The organism is Aliidiomarina indica, assembly GCF_015354615.1.
GTDB classification, from domain to species: Bacteria; Pseudomonadota; Gammaproteobacteria; order Enterobacterales; family Alteromonadaceae; genus Aliidiomarina; species Aliidiomarina indica.
This window is the reverse complement of record NZ_JACAVQ010000026.1, coordinates 1-339: the sequence shown is the minus strand read 5'-3', so window position 1 is coordinate 339 and position 339 is coordinate 1. Positions and strand designations below refer to the sequence as shown.

Below are 339 nucleotides of genomic sequence, written 5' to 3'. Positions count from 1 at the left end.
TTGTTCATACTCGCTCAGCTTATTCATCGGCTCCGGACGTATTGCCTCAGGGCGCTTATCAGCAGTCACTTTGCCGCCTCGATACCAACGTTTGTAGGTGCGTAAACTGATGCCTACTTCATCGCAGGCAAGGCGCAACCGAGCACCGGCTTTATTCGCCTCTCGTATCCACGACACGTACTGAATGCGCTGTGAGACCGAGGTCAATCGTCCTCGTCGTCGTTCTCCCAGAGCGCATCCAGCTTTTTTCGAAGCACCAGAAGCGCTGCAGTTTCAGCCAGGGCTTTCTCTTTTTCACGCAGCTCACGCTTAAGCTGTTTAATTTCTTTGCGGTCAGTT

The 339-nt window shown here is 52.5% G+C and carries 1 pseudogene; it reads right to left on the bottom strand.

The window, feature by feature from the left end:
- A pseudogene (locus HXZ99_RS12280) lies at nt 1–339 on the bottom strand (IS3 family transposase); the annotation flags it as partial.